The organism is Pseudomonas frederiksbergensis, from assembly GCF_035751725.1.
GTDB lineage: Bacteria > Pseudomonadota > Gammaproteobacteria > Pseudomonadales > Pseudomonadaceae > Aquipseudomonas > Aquipseudomonas frederiksbergensis_A.
This window is the reverse complement of record NZ_CP142104.1, coordinates 3934939-3952772: the sequence shown is the minus strand read 5'-3', so window position 1 is coordinate 3952772 and position 17834 is coordinate 3934939. Positions and strand designations below refer to the sequence as shown.

The window sequence follows — 17834 nt, the reverse complement described above, 5'->3', positions numbered from 1 at the left end:
CCGTGGGAGTGAGCAAGCTCGCTCCCACGGGGTGACTCACTTGACCATTATTTTTCGCTGAGCGAGAACTGCGTCAGGCAGAACGTCGGGATGCCGATGTCTTCCAGGCGCTGGGAGCCGAGCAGCTCCGGCAGATCGATGATCGCGGCGGCTTCATGGACCTTCGCGCCCATGCGGCGGATCAGGTTGGCAGCGGCAATCAGCGTCCCGCCAGTGGCGATCAGGTCATCGAACATCACCACCGAATCACCCTCGCACAGGCTGTCGGCGTGCACTTCCAGGAAAGCCTCGCCGTACTCGGTCTGGTAACCCTCGGCCAGTACGTCGGCCGGCAGCTTGCCTTGCTTGCGGAACAACACCAGCGGCTTGTTCAACTGATAGGCCAGGATCGAGCCGATCAGGAAGCCCCGCGCATCCATCGCACCGATGTGCGTGAACTCGGCCTCGACATAACGGTGGGCGAAACTGTCCATGACCAGCCGCAGGGCGGTGGGTGACTGGAACAACGGGGTGATGTCGCGAAAGATCACGCCTGGCTTGGGGAAATCGATCACGGGGCGGATCAGGGATTTGATGTCGAAGGAATCAAAGACCATCGTCGAGGTGTCCTGGCTGGCTGCAAACGCGGCAGTATAGCGCGGCGGGACAAAAGCCTCAGCCGCGCGAGCGCATCAGCCTTCGACCGAACCGCCGGCCAGGGCGCAAAGCTGGATGGGATCGAGGATATGGATCTCCTTGCCTTCGGCTGCGATCAATTCGCTCTGTTGGAAGCGGGTGAAGACCCGGGACACGGTTTCCACGGCCAGGCCCAGGTAGTTACCGATTTCGTTGCGCGACATGCTCAAGCGGAACTGGTTGGCCGAAAACCCACGGGCACGAAAACGCGCCGAGAGGTTGACCAGGAACGTGGCGATGCGCTCATCGGCGGTCTTCTTCGAGAGCAACAGCATCATCTGCTGGTCGTCACGGATCTCCCGGCTCATCACCCGCATCAATTGCCGGCGCAGTTGCGGCAGTTGCAAGGCCAGTTCGTCGAGACGATCAAAAGGAATTTCACACACCGAGGTGGTTTCCAGCGCCTGGGCCGAAACCGGATGGGTCTCGGTGTCCATGCCCGACAGGCCCACGAGTTCGCTGGGCAGATGGAAGCCGGTGAGCTGCTCTTCGCCACCGTCGCTCAGGTTGAAGGTCTTCAAGGCGCCCGAGCGCACGGCGTAGACCGAGTCAAAGGCGTCACCCTGGCGAAACAGGAATTCACCTTTTTTCAGGGGCCGTCCCCGTTTAACGATGTCGTCCAGCGCGTCCATGTCCTCCAGATTCAACGAAAGTGGCAGGCACAGCGGGGCCAGGCTGCAGTCCTTGCAATGGGCCTGGTTGTGAGCGCGGGATTTGACTGGCTCGGACATTTCTTAAATCCTTGTGAGAAAAACACACATAAGCCGTAAGGGTAACCCACCCTACAAACTCCGGCCAGTGCAGTATCACCGTCAAATTGTCGCGCTCAGATGACTCGGGAAAATCGTTGCCGGTTTTGCTGCTCCAAATACGCGTCAAACACCATGCAGACAGAACGCACCAACAGGCGCCCGGCGGGCAGTACCTTGATATGCGTTTGGGTCAATTCCAGCAGCCCGTCGGCTGCCATTGTCTGTAATTGCGGCCATAAAGACGCGAAATAACCCCGAAAATCGACATTGAAGTCTTGCTCTATCTCGGCGAACGCCAGCGAGAAATGGCACATCAGTTGCTGGATCACTGCGCGTCGCAACCGGTCGTCGGCATTGCACACCAGTCCACGGCTGGTTGCCAACTGCCCGTCGGCAAGGGCGTTCTGGTATTGGGCCAGGTCGCTGCTGTTCTGGCAGTACAAATCACCCACCTGGCTGATGGCCGACACGCCGAGGCCGATCAGGTCGCAATGCCCGTGGGTGGTATAGCCTTGGAAGTTGCGTTGCAGGGTCGCTTCCTCTTGGGCAATCGCCAGTTCGTCGTCAGGCAGGGCGAAGTGGTCCATGCCGATGTAGCGATAACCGGCGGCGGTCAGTTGCTCGATGGTGCCTTGCAGCATCGCCAGTTTCTGGACCGGGTTCGGCAGGTCCTGGCTATTGATCCGCCGTTGCGGCATGAAGCGTTCCGGCAGGTGAGCGTAATTGAAGACCGAAAGGCGGTCGGGTTGCAGGTTGATGACTTCCTCGACGGTGCGGGCGAAGTTCTCTGGCGTTTGCTTGGGCAAGCCGTAGATCAGGTCGATGTTGATCGAGCGAAACTGCAACGTGCGCGCGGCTTCGATCACGGCGCGGGTTTCTTCCAGGCTTTGCAGGCGGTTGACGGCTCGCTGGACGGCCGGGTCGAGGTCTTGCAGGCCGATGCTGACGCGGTTGAAGCCCAGTTCCCGCAGCAGGCCCATCGTCGACCAGTCGGCTTCCCGGGGATCGATCTCGATGCCGTAGTCGCCGGAATCGTCGTCCATCAGGCTCAGGTGCTGGCGCAGCTTGGCCATCAATTGGCGCAACTCGTCGTGACTGAGGAACGTCGGCGTGCCTCCGCCCAAGTGCAGTTGTTCAACGCGCTGGGCAGGGTCGAGATGGCAGCCGATCAGCTGGATTTCCTGCTCCAGGCGTTGCAGGTAGGCATGGGCGCGACCGCGATCCTTGGTGATGACTTTGTTGCAGGCGCAGTAGTAGCAGATATTGGCGCAGAACGGCACGTGCACATACAACGACAGCGGCTTGAGCGCCTTGCGACTGTCACGAAGCGCGTGGAGCAAGTCGAAGGAGCCCACCTGGCCGGCGAACTGCGCCGCAGTCGGGTAAGAGGTGTAGCGTGGTCCCGCCAGGTCGTAGCGGCGGATCAGGTCTGAGTCCCAACGAATGGCGTCGAGCATGCGGGCGTTCCCCGGATAGGCTGGCATGGTCGAAAGTCTATGGGCGAGGCGAAAGGGGCGTGTTGATTTGCGTCAACGGCGGCGACTCGGTCAGTGCCCCATGAGCCAATGCTGGTGCGGCCCCGGCAGCGTCCAGATGCCGAAGACAATCACCAGCAATCCGCCGGCCATCCGCACGCTGCGTTTACGCAACAGGGCGGTGACACGCTCCGCCGCCAGGCCGGTGGCGAGCAGCACGGGCCAGGTGCCGAGGCCGAAGGCGAGCATCAACAGCGCGCTGTCCAGGGCATTACCCTGGCTGGCGGACCACAGCAGGGTGCTGTAGACCAACCCGCAGGGCAACCAGCCCCACAGTGCGCCGAGCAGCAGCGCCCGTGGCAGGCTCGATACCGGCAGCAGGCGGTTGGCGACGGGCTGGATGTGTCGCCACAAGCCACGGCCGATGCTTTCGATGCGGGTCAAGCCGCTCCACCATCCGGCGAGATACAGGCCCATCGCAATCAGCAGCAGACCGGCCAGCACCCGCATGATCATCGCCGCCGGGCTGTTGGCAACGGCCCAGCCGGCCAGGCCGATCAGCAAGCCGGCCGTGGCGTAACTCAGGATCCGTCCCACGTTGTAGGCCAACAACAGCCGAAAGCGCCGGCTGCGCTGTTCCTTGGGAATCGCCAGGGTAAGGGCGCCCATCAGGCCCCCGCACATGCCCAGGCAATGGCCGCCGCCCAGCAGGCCGAGGATGACGGCCGAGACCAGTAGCGGCGCCAGATCAAGCATGGGGCGGTGCCTTGTCGTCGGTTTTTTGGGGCTCGCCGCTGGCTTCGTCCACCGCCGCCTTGTGGTTCGGGTCCTGGTCGTCGAACAGAATGCTATGGGCCGGGCCGTCAAGGTCGTCGTATTGGCCGCTGTCGACGGCCCAGAAGAATATATAGACGGCGATGGCGACGATCAGGAGCGCGGCGGGGATCATCACGTAAAGAGCTGGCATGTCGGATCTCCATGCCCGCGCGGCTCAGGCCGGCTGCGGACGGGTATCGGGCGTGGCGTCAAGAACCTGCGCCTTGGGTTGGCGGGTCAGCCTCAGCGCATTCAGCACCACGGTCAACGAACTGATGGACATGCCGACCGCGGCCCACACCGGCGTGATCCAGCCGAGGGCGGCGAACGGCAACATGAGGCCATTGTACAGCCCCGCCCAGACCAGGTTCTCGATGATCACCCGACGGGTGCGCCGGGCGAGGCTGAAGGCGTGGACCAGGGCCTCGAGGCGGTTGGACAGCAGGACGGCGTCGGCGCTGGTCTTGGCCAGGTCGGTGGCCGAGCCCATGGCGACGCTGATATCCGCCGCCGCCAGCACCGGGACGTCGTTGACGCCGTCGCCGAGCATCAGCACTTTGCGACCTTGCTGATGCAACTGTTGGAGCACGGCCAGCTTGTCGTCAGGGCGCAAGCCGCCGCGAGCTTCATCGATGCCCAGTTCGGCGGCAACGCTGGCAACCATCGGCGAGCTGTCACCCGACAGCAGGAGGGTGCGCCAGCCCCGCGCTTTGCAGGCCGCGACCAGGGCCGAGGCATCCGTACGCAGGCGGTCATCGAGGACAAACCAGGCCAGCGGTCCGATGTCGTCGCCCAGCAACAGCCACTGTCCGGGTTCGTTCGGCATCTGCGGGACGGGCGCGCCACTCGTTTCGCAGACAAAGCCGGGATGGCCGATGCGCAGTCGTTGTTCGCCCACTGTGCCTTCAAGCCCCAGTCCCGGGAAACTCTGCACATGCTCGGCGGCCAGCGGCGCACGGCCGAAGGCGCGGGCAATCGGGTGTTCGGAGCGATTTTCCAGGGCGGCGGCCAAGGCCAGGCATTGGTCGCTGTCGAGTGCCGCCAGCGGTCGAATGGCACGCAACGCCAAGCGTCCTTCGGTCAGGGTGCCGGTTTTGTCGAAGATCACCGTGTCGATCTGGTTCAGGCCTTCCAGTACATGACCCCGGGTCAGCAGCAGGCCGAGTTTATGCAGGGTGCCGGTAGCGGCAGTCAGGGCGGTCGGCGTCGCCAGGGACAGCGCGCAAGGGCAGGTCGCAACCAGCATCGCCAGGACGATCCAGAAGGCGCGCGAAGCATCCATATACCACCAAAACAAGCCGATGGCCGTCGCCGCAACCAGGGAGAACAGCAGGAACCATTGGGCGGCGCGGTCGGCGATTTCCGCCAGCCGTGGTTTCTCGCCCTGAGCGCGTTCCAACAGGCGCACGATGGCGGACAAGCGCGTGTCCTGTCCCAACGCCAGCACCTGGACGGTCAGCGCGCCCTCGACGTTAAGCGTGCCCGCCGTGACTGCATCACCGGCCTGGCGGGGTTGCGGCAGGTATTCACCGGTCAGCAGCGATTCGTCGACGCTGGACTGGCCTTCGAGAATCCTGCCGTCGGCGGGCAGGATCGCGCCGGGTTGGACCAGCACTCGGTCGCCAGTGTGCAACTCGCTGAGCAGGATGCGCTCGCTCTGGCCGTCTTCATCCAGGCGCAGGCACGAGGCTGGCAGCAGGTTGACCAGTTGAGCGGTGGCGGCAGCGGTGCGCTCCCGGGCCCGACGTTCCAGGTAGCGGCCCGCCAGCAGGAACAGCGCAAACATGCCGACGGCATCGAAGTACAACTCGCCGGCACCGGTAATGGACGTCCAGATCCCCGCGATGTAAGCGCCACCGATGGCCAGCGACACTGAAACGTCCATGGTCAGGTGGCGAGTACGCAGGTCACGCATGGCACCTTTGAAGAAAGGCGCGCAACTGTAGAACACGATAGGCGTCGTCAAAAACAGCGCGACCCAGCGCAGGATGGTGTGCATCTCCGGGCTCAGGTCGATGTTGAATTCCGGCCAGGTGGCCATGGTCGCCATCATCGCCTGGAACCACAGCAAGCCGGCCACGCCCAGCTGGCGCAGGGCCAGGCGGTTTTGCGCGGCAAGCTGTTCGCTGGCCTGATCGGCCTGGTACGGGTGCGCGGCGTAGCCGATCTGGCGCAATTCGGCGAGCAGGGTGCTCAGCGGCAATTGAGCATCGGCCCAGCGGACGTGCAGGCGATGGTTGGACAGGTTCAGTCGCGCCTCGGCCACCGCCGGCAAAGTGCGCAAGTGTTTTTCGATCAGCCAGCCACAGGCGGCGCAGCTGATGCCTTCCATCAGCAGGGTGGTTTCGCACAGCTCGCCTTCATGGCGAACGAACGACTGCTGCACGTCAGGGCGATCATACAGCGCCAGTTCATCGGTCAACTGGACGGGCAAGGTCCCGGGATTGGCCGACGCTTCACTGCGATGCTGGTAATAGCTTTCCAGGCCGCCGGCGACAATCGCTTCGGCCACTGCCTGGCAACCCGGGCAGCACAGCTCGCGGGTCTCACCGAGGACAACGGCGGTGAAGCGACTGCCGGGAGGAACGGGCAGGGCGCAGTGATAGCAGGGCTGTGGCGTGGTCATGGTTGTCGGGTGAAGGCCTTTTGTGGCGAGGGAGCTTGCTCCCGCTCGGCTGCGCAGCAGTGGTGTTTCAATACGCAATATGCCTGAGGACTGTCGGATCAAAAACAGGGCCGCTTCGCGACCCCGCGGGAGCAAGCTCCCTCGCCACAAAAGCAGCTTATTTCAGGTCTTCAGCGCCTTGCAGCGGCTCGTCGCCGAGCAGGATGGCCTGGTCGTGGTTGATCTGCTCTTCCTCGAACAAGCGCCAGGTCTTGTCGTTCTCCACGCCCAGCAACTCGACGAACCGGCGTCCTTCGACCTTGTCCGCCAACTGGCCGACGTAGCGCCCAGGTTCGCTGTCGTTGCGGGTCAGGACAATCCTGCGGTCCTTCTCCGGCTGGGTCGGCGAGATCAGGCTCAGTTCCAGGGTCTGGGGGCGGCTGTTGCCGTCCAGGCGCAGGTTCACTTCGCCGGTGAGGTCGTCCAACTGCACGTTGGCATGCAATTGCAGGGTCTGGGCCAGCAGCTCGCGCTCCAGGGAGCGGTTGATACCCTTGCCGGCTTCGTAATAGTTGTCGTTGACCAGGTTATCCGGGTTGTTTACCGCGATGGTCACCATGGTCAGGCTCAGCGTTACCGAGCAGGCAAGGATCCCGATAATGATCCACGGCCAGAGGTGCTTGTACCAAGGGCTGGTGGCGGTTGCTGCAGGCATGTTTATTTCTCTCAACGAGTCTGTGGGCCGATGAACCGGCTCTTGGCTTCAACGTGAACGCTTTCGTCATCGGCATCCTTGAGGATGAAGATCACCTCGTTGGTGCTCGATGGCAGTTGCTCCGGTGCGCTGGACAGCTCGACCGGCTGGCTGTAGATCTCACCCGCGGCGACCTTGATTTCCCGTCGGCCTTGCAGCTTGAGATCAGGCAGGCCGGCGGCTTCGAGGACGTACGTATGGTCGCGCTGGTCCTTGTTCATGATCTTCAGGCTGTAGACGTTCTCGATCCGGCCTTCGGCGTTTTCGCGATACAGCACGCGGTCCTTGCTGACGTCGAAACCCACCAGCGAACGCATGAAGAACGCCGTGACCAGCAAGCTGACCATCGCCAGCAGCACCAGGGCATAACCGATCAGGCGCGGGCGCAGTTTATGGGTTTTCTGCCCCGAAAGGTTGTGTTCGGTGGTGTAGCTGATCAGGCCGCGCGGATAATCCATCTTGTCCATGATGTTGTCGCAGGCATCGATGCAGGCCGCGCAGCCGATGCATTCGATCTGCAAACCGTCGCGGATGTCGATTCCGGTGGGGCAGACCTGGACGCACATGGTGCAGTCGATGCAATCGCCGAGGCCGAGCGCCTTGTAGTCGATGCCTTTCTTGCGCGGGCCACGGCTTTCACCGCGACGCGGATCATAGGAAACGATCAGGGTGTCCTTGTCGAACATCACGCTCTGGAATCGGGCGTAAGGGCACATGTAGATACACACTTGTTCACGCAGCCAGCCGGCATTGCCGTAGGTGGCGAGGGTGAAGAAGCCGACCCAGAAATAAGACCAGCCATCGGCCTGGCCGGTGAAGAACTCGAAGACCAGCTCGCGGATCGGCGTGAAGTAACCGACGAAGGTCATACCGGTAACGAAGCCGATCAGCAGCCAGAGGCTGTGCTTGGCGAATTTGCGCAGGAACTTGTTGGCGCTCATGGGCGCCTTGTCGAGCTTGATGCGCTGGTTGCGGTCGCCTTCGGTGACCTTTTCGCACCACATGTAGATCCAGGTCCAGACGCTTTGCGGGCAGGTGTAGCCGCACCAGACCCGACCGGCATACACCGTGATGAAAAACAGGCCGAAGGCGGCGATGATCAACATCCCCGACAGCAGGATGAAATCCTGGGGCCAGAAAGTCGCGCCAAAAATAAAGAATTTGCGTTCCGGCAGGTTCCACCAGACAGCCTGGTGACCGCCCCAATTCAGCCAGACCGTGCCGAAATACAGCAGGAACAGGAACGCCCCACCGACCATTCGCAGGTTGCGGAACAGGCCAGTGAAGGCACGGGTGTAGATTTTTTCCCGAGAGGCATACAGGTCGACGCTTTTGTTGGCGTCCTTGGCAGGCGGGGTAACGTCATGTACCGGAATCTGGTTGCTCATCAATTGCATCCCACGGCAGTGGAAAAATGCCGAGGCCAGTACGTGCCGACCACGGTCAAAAAGGGTGTTGCGGTGGCGCAATGATACGCCTGTCGCTCTGGTCCAAGGGTGCGACCTTTGGTCGCGTTGGGTGTCTGGGCCGAATGGTGTAGCGGATGTAACAAGTCTTGACCTGGATCAATTGACTATAGACACCGCATGGCGTTGGCGGGGTGCTGGATGGCTGGGGCGGCTTTGCCGCCCAGCGGGAGCAAGCTCCCTCGCCATGACATTGACGATGAGCGCGCCGCTGGAATTTACACAGGGCTCATTGACGGCTTGGCGGGTGCCGACAAAGCAGATCTTCTTGAAATTCGGCGTTTCGAATTTTTCTGCACCCCGGTGGCGCTCGAGAAAATTGCAGATCGATCGACTTTGGTCGCGAAACGGATGAATAATTTCGTCGCTGAATTCGCCCAAGTCGGGGTACAGGTAGATTTCTTTTAAGATCATGGTCTTGAATGCCTTAAAGCCCGCTCACGCCGCCGGTCTATCTAAGCGGCACAGGTAAGCGGCAGGTTAACGGCCTTAGGCTCTCACGATCCGGCCAAAGCCCTGGGAAGACTTCAAACTTCAGATCGTCGCGGTTAATGCCCGTATCGAAATAGCGGCACAGCCTGTCGCTCAAGTCTTCATCCCCCACATATTGGTGAGCTCGTATTTCTCAATGACGTCGCGGTTTTTCGAAAGCTTCAGATCTTCTTTCAGTGCGGGCACGAGGCTGTAATCGGTAGCGCAATCTGTGCCGCATGGCTCTATTGGCCCGTGAGTTCAGCAAGGAACTCCTCAAATGATTCGCATACGAACGCCAGATCCTCTTCATCCATCAAGTACAGGTAAATATTTCCGAAGTCAGCTTCCTTAACGGACAAGAGGAAGGAGTTACCACCCTGATCGTATGCAAAGGGGATCATTTGCTTTAACGACGGAACGTCGTCCGTCAAGTCGCGATAGACCGTTTCGATAGGGGCTTGTCCGTATTTGATCGGCGTGAATCCACCCAGCAAGAAATCATTCTCGCTACTGCTCTCAGACAAATCGCCGCCGTTGTGCTTTAGATAAAATTGCCTAAAGGCTGTCGGTAATTCCACATTGAATTTTTCTTGGAACTCATTCAACTCTTGCACAGAGAGGGCGCGTTCGGATTCTTCGAGGGTCAGCCGCATTTGGATACTCCTTTTGTTCTGCTCTTGAAACGAGCTGGGTGGGTATAGGCCTTGCCTCTAGCTGCTTTGTATTGAGCTACGCCGCCGTTATGGCTTATGCCATTGTGGGCGTTTTGCTTGATGAGATGCATCGTGCCTGTGTTGGTCTTGGGATCGTAATCTTCCAGGTGGTGCCATACATGACCGGACGGCGTAGTTTTTTGACTCAAGTTGGCCGCCTTGTTTGCGGCCTCGAAGTCTTTCCCGTAGTCCCCGGTGTATTCAATTCTAACGATTGGGTTCACGCCGGGTTTTTTGTTGTATAGCGCGTTACTTTCAGAATAGTCGAGACCTCCACCGGGTGTCTTCGTGACGCCTGTGTACCCACGGTCTTTCAGTTTTATCAGCGGGTCGACTGCTAGGCCTAGAGGGTCTGCATAGCCGATAGGGTTGGGCGCATAGGCATAAAAATTAACGCCCCCGGCCAAGCCTATTGGGTCGGGCGTAGTGAAGCGACCCACGTCGGGATCGTAAAACCTGAGAACGTTGTAGTGCAGCCCAATTTCTCGATCGAGGTACTGTCCTTGGAACCTCAGGTTTTGCTCTTCGATGAAGTAGGGTTCACGAATTTCCTGAAGGGGATTACCCCACAGCTCAAAGCGAGCTTGCCAGACGCTACGCCCGTCGGCTTCTGTGAGTTGTTCTGGCAGGCCGTTCAGGTCGTTGTGGTAATAACGGACTTTTTGATGCGCGCCGTATCCATCGATCCGCGCAAGGGGTTCGTAGGTGTTATCCGTATAAAGATAAAGGCTGGTCTGGTTGTACCGACTTTCCTGCAATAAGCGCAGGCCGTCCCAGGTGAAACGGGTTTCGCCCAGCGGGTAACCATTGCTGTCGTGTTCGGTTTTTTCGATGCGCCGGCCCAGCGGGTCGTAGGCCATTTTCACCACGCTGCCGTTGTCGTTGCGCACTTCAATCAAGCGGCTTTCGGCGTCATAGGTAAAGTGTTGCACGCCGCGTTTGGCGCTGCGCTTTTCGATCATCCGGCCGAAGGCGTCGTAGCGGTAGCGCTTGTCCTGGTAGGTCAGCAGTTTGTTGTGCACCACCAGCCCGGCGCCGGGCGCTGGGCCGTCCAGCAGGTTGGCGGCGGCGTCGTAGGTGAAGGTTTCGCGCTGGCCGTGCAGGCTGTCCTGGCTGGCGATGATGCGGCCGGTGGCGTCGTAGTGCAGAAGCTGGCGCTGTTGTGCGGCGGGTTGTTGGTCGAGTTTGCCGATGAGGTTGTCGGCGGGGTCGTACTCGAAATGTTTTTGCACGGCCGCTGGCAGCAGCGAAGGTTGGCTGCTGTGGCGGCGTTGTCGCGTGCGCAGGCGGCCGCTGCGGTCGTATTCGCTGCGGGTGCTGATCTGGCCTTGGGTGCGTAGCACTTCGCGGTGCAGGCGGCCGCGTTCGAAGTCGCTGATGACTTGGCCGTCGAGGTTGATCTGGTGCAGGTGGCCGCTGCCGTAGTACAGGCGGTTGACCCAGCGGCCATCGGGCAGTTGGGTCTGGATCAGGTTGCCGAGTTCGTCGTAGTGGTGTTGCAGGCTGCCGACGGCGCTGTTTTCGGCGAGCAACTGGCCGAGGGCATCGTAGGCGAAGCTCAGGGTTTGCGCGCTGCCTTGCAGGTTGGTGAAGGCGGGTTACACGCCTGCTTTTGAGGTGTAGACGATCCGTGGCGAGGGAGCTTGCTCCCGCTCGGCGGCGCAGCCGTCGTAAACCGGCTGATGCGATTTTTCTGGAGAATGCGTCAGCCTGTTTTGGGGCGGCTTCGCCACCCAGCGGGAGCAAGCTCCCTCGCCACGGGATTTGCGTTTCGGATCACACCCTGTGGCGTTCGCTGATTTATTCCTCGTCCAAATCTTCCTCATCGATCAGCCCTTGAACGAAGCGGAGGAAATTCGAGCAGACCAGCTTTTCGGATTGAGCCTGATTCTCTTCAGGGCTGAGGTCGCTATCGAAGCTATCAGTCGTGAAATAGCTAACGGCTTCGGTATCAAGGTTCAGGCAAAAGAAGTTGCCACCCCAGTCATTTGCGAAAGGTAAGAGGTGTGCAGGAAGTACCTGTTTCTTCAGCATCAACTGGTAGGTGGATAGCACCGTGGAGTCAGCGCCAGCAATTGGCTTGAAGGCAGCCACTTCCAGTGGCTCGTCGAAATCATCGCCGACCCAGTAGGTGCGCTCCGGTACGCCGCCGTTGTACTTGAGGTAATGGTTTCTAAAGGGTGTGGGTAGCTTCTTGCCAATAGCGGACTCTAAAAGATCCAAGTCCGCTGGCGTGATGGCTGCTTCGTCATCTGAGAATGTATTTTCAAGCATCGTTAATCTCCGTTTATGAGCAGCGCCCAGCTTTGGCTTTAGGGATCTTGTTGGCCAGCCAACCTTTTTTGGAGGCCGCAAGGACTGACTCAGTGCTCTCGTACTTAACCTTGAAGTGTTTTTCATATTGCGCGACTGAACCACCATGCGGAAACGTAGCCTCATGTGCGGTCGTTTTAACGAGCTGCATCGTGGTTGTACCGGTTTTGGGGTTGAAGTCATCAACGTGGTGCCAGGTGTAGTCCTTCGCTGCTTTCTTCGAGATACCGGCCTCTTTGAAGGCCTGCGTGAAGTCGCGTCCCCTTGCGCCTTGCATCTTGATGGTCACGATATTCTTTTGTGAGCCCGTTGTTGGGAACAGGTCACTGCTTCCCGTGAAGTCCACCCCTGCAAACGCCCAGCCCCATGGATCCGCCCAACCGGTAGGGTTCGGAGCGTATTGGTAAAGATTGAGCCCACCTTTCAACCCAATCGGATCCGGCGTAGTAAACCGCCCCACATCCGGATCATAAAACCTGAACGTATTGAAATGCAGCCCTGTTTCGCGATCCAGGTATTGCCCCTGAAACCGCAGGTTCTGCTCCTCAATGTAATAAGCCTCGCGCACCTCTTCCAGCGTGTTGCCCCAGACCCGATACGTGGCTTGCCAAACGTTGTGTCCGTCGGCTTCGGTGAGTTGTTCCGGCAGGCCGTTGAGGTCGTTGTGGTAGTAGCGGATTTTTTGCAGCGGGCCGCTGCCGTCGACGCGGGCGAGGGGTTCGTAGCCGTCGTCTTCGTAGAGGTACAGGCTGGTTTGCTGGTGGCGATGTTCCTGCAACAGGCGCAGGCCATCCCAGGTGAAACGGGTTTCGCCCAGCGGGTAACCATTGCTGTCGTGTTCGGTTTTTTCGATGCGCCGGCCCAGCGGGTCGTAGGTCATTTTCACCACGCTGCCGTTGTCGTTGCGCACTTCAATCAAGCGGCTTTCGGCGTCATAGGCAAAGTGTTGCACGCCGCGTTTGGCGCTGCGCTTTTCGATCATCCGGCCGAAGGCGTCGTAGCGGTAGCGCTTGTCCTGGTAGGTCAGCAGTTTGTTGTGCACCACCAGCCCGGCGCCGGGCGCTGGGCCGTCCAGCAGGTTGGCGGCGGCGTCGTAGGTGAAGGTTTCGCGCTGGCCGTGCAGGCTGTCCTGGCTGGCGATGATGCGGCCGGTGGCGTCGTAGTGCAGGAGCTGGCGCTGTTGTACGGCGGGTTGCTGGTCGAGTTTGCCGATGACGTTATCGGCGGGGTCGTACTCGAAATGTTTTTGCACCGCCGCTGGCAGCAGCGAAGGTTGGCTGCTGTGGCGGCGTTGTCGCGTGCGCAGGCGGCCGCTGCGGTCGTATTCGCTGCGGGTGCTGATCTGGCCTTGGGTGCGTAGCACTTCGCGGTGCAGGCGGTCGCGTTCGAAGTCGCTGATGACTTGGCCGTCGAGGTTGATCTGGTGCAGGTGGCCGCTGCCGTAGTACAGGCGGTTGACCCAGCGGCCATCGGGCAGTTGGGTCTGGATCAGGTTGCCGAGTTCGTCGTAGTGGTGTTGCAGGCTGCAGGCGGCGCCGTTTTCGGCGAGCAGCTGGCCGAGGGCGTCGTAGGTAAAGCTCAGGGTTTGCGCGTTGCCTTGCAGGTCGGTGAAGGTGACGGCGGTGAGTTGGTCCCGCGGGTCGTAGCGGTATTCGGTGCGGCCATCGTCGGTGTTTTTGGCGATCAGCCGGCCCACGGCGTCGCGCTCCAAGCGATGGACGATGGACGCCGGCGGTGTTTCGGGAATGAGCGCCAGGCCCGTGCCGTACGGCGCAGGCATCGCCGTCACCGCTGCGACGTTGTCGAGGCGGTCGTAGTCGTAGCGCTTGGCGCTGCCATCCAGGTCTTGTTGCTCGCTCAACCGATCCCCTGCATCCCAGGCAAACCGGTAGCTCTCGCCATTCTCGTTGGTCAGCGCTTGCAGCCGGCCGAAGCTATCGTAGGCGAACTGCACCTGCCGGCCTTGGGCGTCGGTGCGTTGGCGGACCTGGCCGCGGCGGTTGTGTTGGTAGCGCGTGGTGTGCCCGGCCGGGTCGGTGTATCCGGTGAGTTGGCCGGCGGTGTCGCGCTGGTAGTGCTCGGTGCGGCCGTCCGGCAATTGGCTGCTGAGCAAGCGCCCTTGGGCGTCGTAGCTGAATTGGGTGCGCTCGCCGAGGGCGTCGGTGATGGTGTGCAAGTAGCCCCGCTGGTCATAACTGAAGCGCGTCGGGTAACCCGAGCAATCGACGTGTTCCACCAATTGGCCGAACGGGTTCCAGCGCAGCTTTTTGCTTTTGCCGGTGGCGTCGATGATCTCCACGACCTGACCGTGGGCGTCATAGCGATAGCGGGTGATGTGGCCCAGCGGGTCGGTTTGCGCGGTGCAATTGCCGCGTTGATCGTAGCGGTATTTCCAGCTGTGGCCGGCGGCGTTGGTGTCCACCAGCGGCAGGGCCCAGTGTTCGAGCCAGAGGGTGGATTCGCTGCGGCCCAACGGGTCGGTTTCGCTGATCAGGTTGCCGGCGTCGTCGTAGCTGAATTGATACTGGCCGCCCTGGGGATCGGTGGCGCTGAGCAACTGGCGCTCATCGTTCCATTCGAACAACCAGGTCTGGCCGAGGTTGTCGCTGTATCGAGTGATCTGGTGCTGACTGTTCCAGTGCCGAATGCTCACGCGTTGTAGGCTGTCGCTGATGCGGGTTACGCCGGCCTTGAGGTCGTAGTCGAACTGGTAGGCGTCGCCTTCGTCGGTCCAGTGCCGGACCACGCGCCATTCCTGGTCGTCGATCAGGGCCCATTCGTAGAAGCAGTGCAGGCCGGTGGGCAATTGGTGCTCGACCATCCGTTGCCCGGCGTCGTAGCGGAAGCGCCGTTGCACCTGGCCGCTGGCGTCGCGTACTTCGGCGAGGGTGTTGGCCGCGTCGTAGGCGTAGCTGACCAGCACTTCCCGCGAGTGGTCGGGGTAGAGGCGTTCGATGTGGGTGACGCGTTCGCCTGCGCGGATCAGCTCGACGTGCACCAAGTCGAAGGTGTCGCGCAGTCGCACCAGGTGTCCGGCATCGTCGTAGTCGAGGTGGATGCGGTTGTCGTTGCGGTCACCCAGTTGGCTCAGGCGCAGGTGCGAAGGGTTCGCTGGCGAAGGTTCGAACAAGCGGTACAGGCCGTCTTCGCTTTCGATCAGCAATTGCCCGTTCGCATGGCGGCGCACGGCCAGGCCTTCGCCAGCGCTGAACACAGCGCCGCCCACGGGAATGGAGCCCATGTCGATGGGCCGGCCCTGTTCGTCGGTGTAGATCAGGGTTTCGCCGCCGTCGGGGTGGGGCTGGATTTGCACCTGGACTTCATAGGCGACGCTCCAGCCGGCCCCGAACAGACTGTCGCGGCGTTCGTCGCGGCTGTTGTACACGCGTTGCCAGTCGATGGGCAGGATGCCGGGCAGGACGAAATCCAGGTCTTCGTCACCGCCCAGCACCTTGGCACCCGTGGCGGCGTGCACCGGGTTCGATGAACCCATGGCGGCGTTGGCGGCCGCGTTCGCCGCGCTGCTGGCGGCCATGGACACCGCGCCGCCCACCAGCATGCACGGCAACTTGCTGAAGAACTTGCCCTTGCCGCCCTTGAGCATCAGCAACGCGGTAACCGCCAGGCCTACGCCCGGGGTCTTGCCGCTGCGGATCTCGCGCACCACCACTGATCCGCCGCCGATGGTCACGTTGGGCGAAATCAGCCCGGCCGACACCACTGTCGCATCGCAGGTGCTGCGGTCGCCACTGCGCACGGCGGGCTGGCCGTTGATGGTGACCTTCTCCGAACCTTCGGCCATGAACTGTGGCGGCATCGGCGGGTGTTTCATGCAGATGACTAGGTCTTGCGGCTTGGGTACCGCGCCGGGTGCCGGAGTGGCGACGGTAGGACGCCACATCTGCGAGAAGAACTCCCCGGCCATGTCCAGGTAGCTGGGCTCTTCTTCAGGTTCCGGGGCCTCCAGCTCGGTGCCGGCCGGGGCGACATGGGATTCGATGGCCCCGGCGGCGCGAGCAGATGGGATGTTATTGGTAAAGGTGTCGGCGGAGCCGGTGAGAATATTCGCCTGCACCGTAGGCGGAAAGAGGGCGTTGCCGATGCCCTCGCATATATTGCTCAGCCCCTTGTCTGCCCCGGTCTTGCTCATGGCCAGGCCGACCACTGTTCCCACCACCAGTCCAAGCACGAAGCAGCCCAGGCCGCCGGTGACTACCGTAATACCCGTGGCCGCGACTACCGCGGCGGTGGCCACTGCCGTGATCGCGATGTTCGCCGCCACCTCCAGCACGCCCCCAAGGATGTCGGCCATCATCGAGGTGTGATTCAACGCGTCGCCCAGGCGGGCCGCCCAGAGCGCATCAGACATCGGTGATGCTCAGGCTGGTGCCTGTGTGCTTGAGTGGATCGATGCGTTTCATTGCGCCTGTCTCCCTGGCGGTGAAGTGTCGGTCCGCTGTGATATCAGCTTGACCAGGGGTTGAGCAATGCCACGCCGCTGCTTTTAAAATCCGTCACGTTGCCAGTTACCACGGTCAGTCCGTGGACCAATGCGGCGAAGGCCTATGAAAAAGGCCCCGCCAATCGGATTGGCGGGGCCTTTCGTGTAGCAGGGACTGGCCTTACTGAGCGTCAGCGGCCGGAGCCTTTTCGCCGTGGGACAGGCTGTAGACGTAGGCGGCCAACAGGTGCACCTTGTCGTTGCCTTGCAGATCGGCCTGGGCCGGCATCTGGCCTTGGCGACCGTAGCGGATGGTCTGCTGCAGTTGCGCGAAGCTCGAACCGTAGATGAAACCGGCCGGGTGCGTCAGGTCGGGAGCGCCCATGGCAGGCGTGCCTTTGCCGGCTGGACCGTGGCAAGCCACGCAGTTGGCTGCGAACAGCTTCTGGCCGTTGGCCGGATCGGCCTTGGCGCCTTCCGGCAGTTTGCGACCGTGTAGGCTGGTCACCACATAGGCGGCCACGTCGGCGACGCCTTGTTCGCCAACCACGGCAGCCCAGCCCGGCATGACGGCATGCCGACCGCCCATGATGGTGGTCTTGATGGTTTCCGGCTCGCCACCCCAGCGCCAGTCGGCGTCGGTCAGGTTCGGGAAGCCGTAGGCACCCTTGGCGTCGGAACCGTGGCAGACCGAGCAGTTGGAGGCGAACAGGCGGCCACCCATTTTCAGGGCTTGCGGATCCTTGGCGACTTCTTCGATCGGCATGGAAGCGAACTTGGCGAAGATCGGGCCGAACTTGGCATCCGAACGGGCCATTTCCTTTTCCCACTCGTGCACACCGGTCCAGCCGGTCTGGCCGTTGGCGAAGGCGGTCTGCTTTTCGGTGTCCAGGTAGTTATAGCCTGGCAGCAGGCCTTTCCAGTTGCCCAGGCCAGGGTAGAGCACCAAGTAGCCGAGGGCGAAAATGATGGTGCCCACGAACAGCATGAACCACCATTTCGGCAGGGGGTTGTCGTACTCCTCGATCCCGTCGAAGGAGTGGCCAACCGTTTCCTCGGTGGCTTCGCTGCGCTGGCCCTTGCGGGTCGACAGCAGCAGCCAGGTCAGGGCGAAGATCGTTCCCAGGCTGAGGACTGTGACGTACAGACTCCAGAACGTAGTCATTCTTTGTTACTCCTAGAAGCTTGCTCGACGTGCTTGATGGCTTCGGGATCATCCGCGAACGGCAGCAAGGTCGCGTCGTCAAACTCCGACTTGCGCTTGGGGCTGAACACCCAAAGGGCCAGGCCAATAAAGGCCACCATCACGACGACGGTGCCCAAGCCACGAATCATCCCGATATCCATCCA

14 protein-coding genes and 2 pseudogenes are annotated in these 17834 nt (G+C 61.3%); all 16 read right to left on the bottom strand.

All coding sequences use genetic code 11. From position 1 onward, the window contains the following. Nucleotides 1-47: 47 nt before the first annotated feature. Nucleotides 48-596 (bottom strand): adenine phosphoribosyltransferase, encoded by a 549-nt coding sequence (locus VQ575_RS17565; RefSeq protein ID WP_039589047.1) that lies wholly within the window; start codon nt 594-596, stop codon nt 48-50. Nucleotides 597-671: 75 nt separating this feature from the next. Next, on the bottom strand, nt 672-1406 hold the full coding sequence (gene fnr, locus VQ575_RS17560; RefSeq protein ID WP_039589048.1) for a fumarate/nitrate reduction transcriptional regulator Fnr: 735 nt from the start codon (nt 1404-1406) through the stop codon (nt 672-674). A gap of 95 nt (nt 1407-1501) precedes the next feature. Beyond that, nucleotides 1502-2884 (bottom strand): oxygen-independent coproporphyrinogen III oxidase, encoded by a 1383-nt coding sequence (hemN, locus tag VQ575_RS17555; protein WP_039589049.1) that lies wholly within the window; start codon nt 2882-2884, stop codon nt 1502-1504. A 90-nt stretch (nt 2885-2974) separates the two neighbouring features. Next, complete coding sequence (locus VQ575_RS17550) at nt 2975-3658, bottom strand: sulfite exporter TauE/SafE family protein (RefSeq protein WP_198723086.1); 684 nt, start codon at nt 3656-3658, stop codon at nt 2975-2977. Next, a complete protein-coding gene (gene ccoS, locus VQ575_RS17545; protein WP_039589051.1) occupies nt 3651-3869 on the bottom strand; it encodes a cbb3-type cytochrome oxidase assembly protein CcoS in 219 nt (72 codons plus the stop codon). Before ccoS ends, VQ575_RS17550 begins: the two co-directional genes overlap by 8 nt. Before the next feature lie 24 nt (nt 3870-3893). Beyond that, entirely contained in the window at nt 3894-6344 is a 2451-nt protein-coding gene (locus VQ575_RS17540; RefSeq protein WP_325918113.1) for a heavy metal translocating P-type ATPase, read from the bottom strand. A gap of 157 nt (nt 6345-6501) precedes the next feature. After that, nucleotides 6502-7038 (bottom strand): FixH family protein, encoded by a 537-nt coding sequence (locus VQ575_RS17535; RefSeq protein WP_325918111.1) that lies wholly within the window; start codon nt 7036-7038, stop codon nt 6502-6504. Nucleotides 7039-7049: 11 nt separating this feature from the next. Beyond that, a complete protein-coding gene (gene ccoG, locus VQ575_RS17530; RefSeq protein ID WP_039589053.1) occupies nt 7050-8465 on the bottom strand; it encodes a cytochrome c oxidase accessory protein CcoG in 1416 nt (471 codons plus the stop codon). 177 nt (nt 8466-8642) lie between these two features. Next, entirely contained in the window at nt 8643-8957 is a 315-nt protein-coding gene (locus VQ575_RS17525; RefSeq protein ID WP_235433070.1) for a hypothetical protein, read from the bottom strand. 302 nt (nt 8958-9259) lie between these two features. Beyond that, nucleotides 9260-9670, bottom strand: a complete 411-nt coding sequence (locus tag VQ575_RS17520) for an SMI1/KNR4 family protein (protein WP_039589055.1) — start codon at nt 9668-9670, stop codon at nt 9260-9262. Then, nucleotides 9661-11322 (bottom strand): annotated as a pseudogene (locus VQ575_RS17515) (HNH endonuclease signature motif containing protein); the annotation flags it as partial. The gene VQ575_RS17520 and the pseudogene VQ575_RS17515, both read right to left, overlap by 10 nt. A gap of 208 nt (nt 11323-11530) precedes the next feature. Then, nucleotides 11531-12004 (bottom strand): SMI1/KNR4 family protein, encoded by a 474-nt coding sequence (locus VQ575_RS17510; RefSeq protein ID WP_039589056.1) that lies wholly within the window; start codon nt 12002-12004, stop codon nt 11531-11533. 13 nt (nt 12005-12017) lie between these two features. Then, nucleotides 12018-16412, bottom strand: coding sequence for an RHS repeat-associated core domain-containing protein (locus VQ575_RS17505; RefSeq protein WP_325918109.1), 4395 nt, complete (start codon nt 16410-16412; stop codon nt 12018-12020). Nucleotides 16413-16507: 95 nt separating this feature from the next. After that, a pseudogene (locus VQ575_RS17500) lies at nt 16508-16606 on the bottom strand (VapC toxin family PIN domain ribonuclease); the annotation flags it as partial. A gap of 59 nt (nt 16607-16665) precedes the next feature. Then, entirely contained in the window at nt 16666-17649 is a 984-nt protein-coding gene (ccoP, locus tag VQ575_RS17495) for a cytochrome-c oxidase, cbb3-type subunit III (protein ID WP_039589058.1), read from the bottom strand. Continuing rightward, nucleotides 17646-17831, bottom strand: coding sequence for a CcoQ/FixQ family Cbb3-type cytochrome c oxidase assembly chaperone (locus VQ575_RS17490; RefSeq protein ID WP_003183474.1), 186 nt, complete (start codon nt 17829-17831; stop codon nt 17646-17648). The genes ccoP and VQ575_RS17490 overlap by 4 nt, the downstream gene beginning before the upstream one ends. Nucleotides 17832-17834 lie beyond the last annotated feature (3 nt).

Excerpts from the sequence above, each read along its gene's own strand:
- VQ575_RS17565 (WP_039589047.1), bottom strand. The coding sequence starts at position 596 with ATGGTCTTTGATTCCTTCGACATCAAATCCCTGATCCGCCCCGTGATC.
- fnr (WP_039589048.1), bottom strand. The coding sequence starts at position 1,406 with ATGTCCGAGCCAGTCAAATCCCGCGCTCACAACCAGGCCCATTGCAAG.
- hemN (WP_039589049.1), bottom strand. The coding sequence starts at position 2,884 with ATGCTCGACGCCATTCGTTGGGACTCAGACCTGATCCGCCGCTACGAC.
- VQ575_RS17550 (WP_198723086.1), bottom strand. The coding sequence starts at position 3,658 with ATGCTTGATCTGGCGCCGCTACTGGTCTCGGCCGTCATCCTCGGCCTG.
- ccoS (WP_039589051.1), bottom strand. The coding sequence starts at position 3,869 with ATGCCAGCTCTTTACGTGATGATCCCCGCCGCGCTCCTGATCGTCGCC.
- VQ575_RS17540 (WP_325918113.1), bottom strand. The coding sequence starts at position 6,344 with ATGACCACGCCACAGCCCTGCTATCACTGCGCCCTGCCCGTTCCTCCC.
- VQ575_RS17535 (WP_325918111.1), bottom strand. The coding sequence starts at position 7,038 with ATGCCTGCAGCAACCGCCACCAGCCCTTGGTACAAGCACCTCTGGCCG.
- ccoG (WP_039589053.1), bottom strand. The coding sequence starts at position 8,465 with ATGAGCAACCAGATTCCGGTACATGACGTTACCCCGCCTGCCAAGGAC.
- VQ575_RS17525 (WP_235433070.1), bottom strand. The coding sequence starts at position 8,957 with ATGATCTTAAAAGAAATCTACCTGTACCCCGACTTGGGCGAATTCAGC.
- VQ575_RS17520 (WP_039589055.1), bottom strand. The coding sequence starts at position 9,670 with ATGCGGCTGACCCTCGAAGAATCCGAACGCGCCCTCTCTGTGCAAGAG.
- VQ575_RS17510 (WP_039589056.1), bottom strand. The coding sequence starts at position 12,004 with ATGCTTGAAAATACATTCTCAGATGACGAAGCAGCCATCACGCCAGCG.
- VQ575_RS17505 (WP_325918109.1), bottom strand. The coding sequence starts at position 16,412 with ATGTCTGATGCGCTCTGGGCGGCCCGCCTGGGCGACGCGTTGAATCAC.
- ccoP (WP_039589058.1), bottom strand. The coding sequence starts at position 17,649 with ATGACTACGTTCTGGAGTCTGTACGTCACAGTCCTCAGCCTGGGAACG.
- VQ575_RS17490 (WP_003183474.1), bottom strand. The coding sequence starts at position 17,831 with ATGGATATCGGGATGATTCGTGGCTTGGGCACCGTCGTCGTGATGGTG.